This window comes from Actinomadura sp. CNU-125, from assembly GCF_001942465.1.
In the GTDB taxonomy this organism is placed as follows: Bacteria; Actinomycetota; Actinomycetes; order Streptosporangiales; family Streptosporangiaceae; genus Spirillospora.
Window position 1 is genome coordinate 1 of record NZ_MKJY01000324.1, and the last position, 5174, is coordinate 5174.

Annotated in this window: 4 protein-coding genes and 1 tRNA gene; 1 reads left to right on the forward strand and 4 read right to left on the reverse strand. The window is 69.1% G+C overall.

Annotation, left to right across the window (positions count from 1 at the left end; all coding sequences use genetic code 11):
* Positions 1 to 64: 64 nt before the first annotated feature.
* The 4 genes from BJF79_RS31155 to BJF79_RS31170 all read right to left on the reverse strand — a co-directional run bounded on the left by BJF79_RS31155 (position 65) and on the right by BJF79_RS31170 (position 2259).
* Positions 65 to 138: transfer RNA gene (locus tag BJF79_RS31155), tRNA-Met, on the reverse strand.
* A 52-nt stretch (positions 139 to 190) separates the two neighbouring features.
* Positions 191 to 1237 carry a PDZ domain-containing protein gene (locus BJF79_RS31160; RefSeq protein ID WP_075902802.1) on the reverse strand — a complete coding sequence of 349 codons (1047 nt, stop codon included), beginning with the start codon at positions 1235 to 1237 and terminating at the stop codon, positions 191 to 193.
* Between the two features lie 28 nt (positions 1238 to 1265).
* Entirely contained in the window at positions 1266 to 1712 is a 447-nt protein-coding gene (locus BJF79_RS31165) for a molybdenum cofactor biosynthesis protein MoaE (protein ID WP_187357083.1), read from the reverse strand.
* A 16-nt stretch (positions 1713 to 1728) separates the two neighbouring features.
* The gene (locus tag BJF79_RS31170; protein ID WP_075902806.1) at positions 1729 to 2259 is read right to left on the reverse strand and encodes a PPA1309 family protein; all 531 of its coding nucleotides are present in this window, start codon (positions 2257 to 2259) and stop codon (positions 1729 to 1731) included.
* Positions 2260 to 2377: 118 nt separating this feature from the next.
* Between BJF79_RS31170 and BJF79_RS31175 the strand changes: the two genes are divergently transcribed.
* The coding region (locus BJF79_RS31175; RefSeq protein ID WP_075902808.1) for a UPF0182 family protein at positions 2378 to 5174 on the forward strand (2797 nt) is incomplete at its 3' end.

Genomic DNA, 5174 nt, shown 5'->3' on the forward strand with positions numbered 1-5174 from the left:
CTGCAAAACGCGAAGAATCCCCTGGAAGGAAGCGAAGCTTCCGACCAGGGGATTCCCAGATTCGTAGCGGGGGCAGGATTTGAACCTGCGACCTCTGGGTTATGAGCCCAGCGAGCTACCGAACTGCTCCACCCCGCGTCGCGTTGATGTCTTAACTCTATGGGGCGCGGGGGGCTTGCGCAAATTGGTTTCAGCCGGTGCAGGCGGGGACGTCGCCGTTGCCGGTGGTGAGGGCGTCGAGGGCTTGGCGGGCGCTCTTGAGGGTGTCGGCGCGGACGAGGCGGAGGCCGTCGGGGCGGGACTTGACGGCGGCGGCGCAGTTGTCTTTGGGGGTGAGGAAGACGGTGGCGCCGGCGCGGCGGGCGGCGATCATTTTCTGTTCGATGCCGCCGATGGGGCCGACTTCGCCGTCGGGGGTGATGGTGCCGGTGCCGGCGATGAACTTGCCGCCGGTGAGGGCGCCGGGGGTGAGTTTGTCGACGATGGCGAGGGAGAAGATGAGGCCGGCGGAGGGGCCGCCGATGTCGCCGATGTTGACGTCGATCTCGAAGGGGAACTTGTAGGCGCCGGCGAGGATGACGCCGACGATGGCGCCGCCGTCGGGGCCCTTCACGGTGGTGATCTTCTGTTCGGTTTCGTTGCCGCCGCGCCGCACGGTGAGGGTGACGGTCTCGCCGGGCCGGACGCCGTCCATGATCTTGCTGACCTCGTCGACCTTGGTGACGTCGGTGCCGTTGACGGCGGTGATCTCGTCTTCGGGCTTCAGTTTGCCGTCGGCGGGCCGGCCTTTCTGGACGCTGTCGACGACGACGCGGGTGGTGACGGGGACGCCGAGTTCGTGCAGGGCGGCGGCTTCGGCGTCCTGCTGGGAGTCGGTCATCTGCCGGGTGTTCTGCTCGTCGACTTCTTCGGGCGACTCGTCCTCGGGGAAGATCGTCTCTTCGGGGACGACGGCGGTGTCGCCGTCGAGCCAGCCGCGGAGGGCGGTGAGGAGGTCGATGCGGCCGCCGGGGCCGCCGCGGTAGGTGACGGTGGTGAAGTTGAGGTGTCCCTCGGTGGGGTATGTCCGCCGCCCGTCGATGTTGACGATGACCTGGCCTTTGGCGTTCTCGGCGAGGGTGTTGCGCGTCGGTCCCGGCATGAGGGTGACGTAGGGGACCGGCATGAGGGAGCCGACGAGGGCCAGCACCAGGACGAGCACGCTCGCGACGGCGAGCGTGGCGGCACGACGAGACATGGTCGGAACTCTATGCGGCACGGCGGTGTCAGCAGGCCCCGACCCATTCGTCGCCGCCGTCGGCGAACGTCTGGTGCTTCCAGATGGGGACCTGGGCCTTGAGGTCGTCGATGAGGCGGCGGCAGGCGTCGAACGCTTCGGCGCGGTGGGGGCAGGACGCGGCGACGACGACGGCGAGGTCGCCGATCTGCAGGTCGCCGACGCGGTGCAGGGCGGCGATGGCGCGGACGGGGAAGTCGGCGGCGACCTTCTCCATGACGGCGCGCAGTTCGCGTTCGACGGTGGGGTGCGCGCTGTAGGCCAGGGCGCTGACGGCGCGGGCGTGGTCGTAGTCGCGGACGGTGCCGACGAACAGTGCGGTGCCGCCCGCGGCGGGGTCCCCGACGGCGCCGAAGACCTCGTCGACGGACAGTGGCGTCTCGCGGACGCCGATGAGCCGGATGACGTCGGGTGCTTCGGCGCTGTCGTGTGTCACGTCTCGCAGATTACCTTCAGGACGGATCTTCGGGTTCGTCCGGTTCGAAGGTTCCGGCGAGCGCTTCGGCGAGTGCGGGGACGAGGTCGGGTCCGGCGACGACCTCGTCGTCTGCGTCGTGGCGGCGGAGCCGGAGGGCGGAGTGCCGGGCGCCGTCCCGCAGGACGCCGACGATCATGCGGACGTCTTCGCGCTGCGGGTGTCCCGCGGCGTATTCGGCGGCTTCGGCCTCGTCGGCGGGGATGTCGTCCTCGGCTTCGGGGGGCAGGACGACGCGTTCGATGACGAGCGCGCAGCCGTCGACGGCTTCGGGCCAGGCGATGGCGGCGAGGGCGTCCTCGACGGCGGCCTGTTCGGGAAGCGCGGGCTGTTCGAGCGCGGCGAGGGTGTCGGCGTCCGAGGCGAGGCCGAGCTGCTCGGCGAGCTCGGGTTCTGCGGCGCGCAGTTCGGCGCTGCGCACGAGGGCGTAGAGGCGGGGGGCGGCGTCCCATCCTTCCTGTGCGGTGTGGCGTTCGAGGTCCAGGACGACTTCTTCCAGAAGGCTCACACGCCCATCTTCCCCCCAATTGGTCCATGGACATGCGGGAACCCCGGGACCAGTCGGTAAGTTGCTTACACAGCACCGGCGGGCGGCCGGTGGGCGCGATCTCGATCGGAGTGGGGCCTTGACCTTCCGGACTCCCGGCCTCGGGCGCCGGTTCGGCGGCGGCCGGACGCGGCTGGCGCTGCCCGTCCTGGTGGCGCTGGCGGTGCTGCTGCTGGCTTTCGTGGTGTTCACCGCGTTCTATACCGACCTGTTGTGGTATCGGTCGATCGGTTTCGAGGGGGTGTTCACGACACAGCTGCAGGCGCGGGCCGTCCTGTTCTTCGGGGCGGGGCTGCTGATGGCGCTGCTGGTGGGCGCGAACGTCCTGATCGCTTACCGGCTGCGGCCGGCGTACCGGCCGCTGTCGGTGGAGCAGCAGGGGCTGGAGCGCTACCGGACGGTGATCGATCCGCGGCGGCGGCTGATCGCGGTCGTGCTGCTGGGGTTGCTGGGCGTCTTCACGGGCGCGTCGGTGTCGGGGCAGTGGCCGACGTGGCTGGCGTTCCTGAACCGGACGCCGTTCGGCGTGGAGGACCCGGAGTTCCACAAGGACGTGTCGTTCTACGTCTTCACGTACCCGTTCATCCGGCTGCTGCTGGGAATCGCGTTCGCGACGCTGATCCTGTCGATCCTGGCCGCGGTGATGGTGCACTACCTGTACGGGGGGCTGCGGCTGCAGGGGCCCGGCGACAAGGCGAGCCCGCCCGCGCGCGCGCATCTGTCGGTGCTGGCGGGGCTGTTCGTCCTGCTGAAGGCGGTCGCCTACTGGTACGACCGGTACGGGCTCGTCCATTCCGAGCGGGGCGTGACGACGGGAGCGTCCTATACGGACGTGAACGCGTTGATGCCCGCGAAGACGATCCTGGCGGTCATCGCGGTCCTGTGCGCGATCATGTTCTTCAGCAATCTGCTGCGCCGCGGGATGATGCTGCCGGGCGTGGGCTTCACGCTGCTGGTGCTGTCGGCGATCCTGCTGGGCGGGGTGTACCCGCTGCTGATCCAGCAGTTCCAGGTGAAGCCGGACGAGCTGGCGAAGGAGCGCGAGTTCATCCAGCGCAACATCGAGGCGACGCGCAGCGCGTACGGGGTCGACGGGGCGAAGGTCGAGCAGTTCGCGGCGCGTCCGGCGACGGACCAGGCGACGCTGCGCGCGGAGGCGGAGAAGCTGGACGGCGCCCGCATCCTCGACCCGAACGTCGTGGGGCCGACGTTCCGGCAGCAGCAGCGCGTCCGCCCGTTCTACAACTTCCCCGACATCCTCGACGTGGGCCGGTACGAGATCGACGGCGAGATGGTCGACACGGTCGTGGCGCTGCGGGAGCTGTCGGGCGCGCCGGAGGGCCAGCACAGCTGGATCAAGGACCACATGGTCTACACGCACGGGTACGGGCTGGTGTCGGCGTACGCGGACGAGCTCGGCGAGGGCGGGCTGCCGAAGTACATCACCCAGAACATGCCCGTCTCCGGGAACCAGAAGATCTCCGTGAAGCGCCCGGAGATCTACTTCGGGGAGCGGACGCCGCCGTACTCGGTGGTGGGCGGTCAGGGCCAGCAGGAACTGAACTACCCCGACAACAGCGAGGACGGCCAGCAGACCAGCAACTACGACGGGCCCGGCGGCGTCCCGGTCGACTCGTTCTTCAACAAGCTGCTGTACGCGACGAAGTTCCAGGACAAGAACCTGCTGCTGTCGGGCGCCATCAACGACGGCGCGAAGGTCCTCTACGACCGGTCGCCGATGCAGCGCGTCCAGAAGGCCGCCCCGTGGCTGAAGCTGGACGGCGACCCGTACCCGGCGGTCGTGAACGGCCGGATCATCTGGATCGTGGACGGCTACACGACGTCCAACAGCTACCCGTACTCGGAGGAGACCTCCCTCGGGGAGGCGACGCGCGACACCATCACCGAGACGCGGTCGGCGGTGGCGCGGCAGGCCGACGACCACGTGAACTACATGCGGAACTCGGTGAAGGCCACGGTGGACGCCTATGACGGCACCGTGCACCTGTACGCGTGGGACGAGAGCGACCCGATCCTGAAGACGTGGACGAAGGTCTTCGACAAGACCGTCCAGCCCCGCTCGCAGATCCCGCCCGAGCTGGAGAAGCACTTCCGCTACCCGCAGGACCTGTTCAAGGTGCAGCGGACGATCCTGTCGAAGTACCACGTGACGGACGCGGCGGCGTTCTACAGCGGCGAGGGCTTCTGGGGCGTCGCGGAGGACCCGGGCAGCAAGGGCAAGCTGCAGCCGCCCTACTACCGGAGCCTGCAGCTCCCGGGCCAGCCGGAGGACGCGTTCTCGCTGACGACGGTGTTCAACCCGCGCAACAACCAGCAGATGTCGGCGCTCATGGCGGTGAACTCCACCCCGGGGCAGAACTACGGCCAGATCACGATCCTGCAGATGCCGCGGGACGCGCAGCCGCCGGGCCCGAACCTCGTGCAGGGGGCGTTCATGGCGCATCCCGAGGTGAAGGAAGACCTGTTCGAGCTGAGATCGGACGAGTCGCAGACCATCTCCGGCAACCTGCTGACCATCCCGTTCGGCGGCGGCCTGCTGTACATCGAGCCGGTGTACTCGATGCAGAAGGGCGAGCAGCAGTACCCGATCCTGCACACGGTGCTGGCGCGCTACGGCAACACGATCGTGTCGGCGAGCAGCCTGGACCAGGCGCTCGACGAGATCGTCGCCGCCGCGACCGGCGAGCCGCTGCCACCGGACGAGGGCGGGGAGCGGCCCGCGGAGGGCGGCGAGCGACCGGACGACGGCGGCGCCCTCACGCCGGAGGCGAAGAAGGCGATCGACGATCTGCGCAAGGCCGTCTCCGACTACGAGGCGGCGCAGAAGGCCCTCGACTACGACAAGATGGGCCAGG

What these genes read in the sequence shown, in the direction of transcription:
- BJF79_RS31160 (WP_075902802.1), bottom strand. Translation starts at nt 1,237, where the DNA reads ATGTCTCGTCGTGCCGCCACGCTCGCCGTCGCGAGCGTGCTCGTCCTG.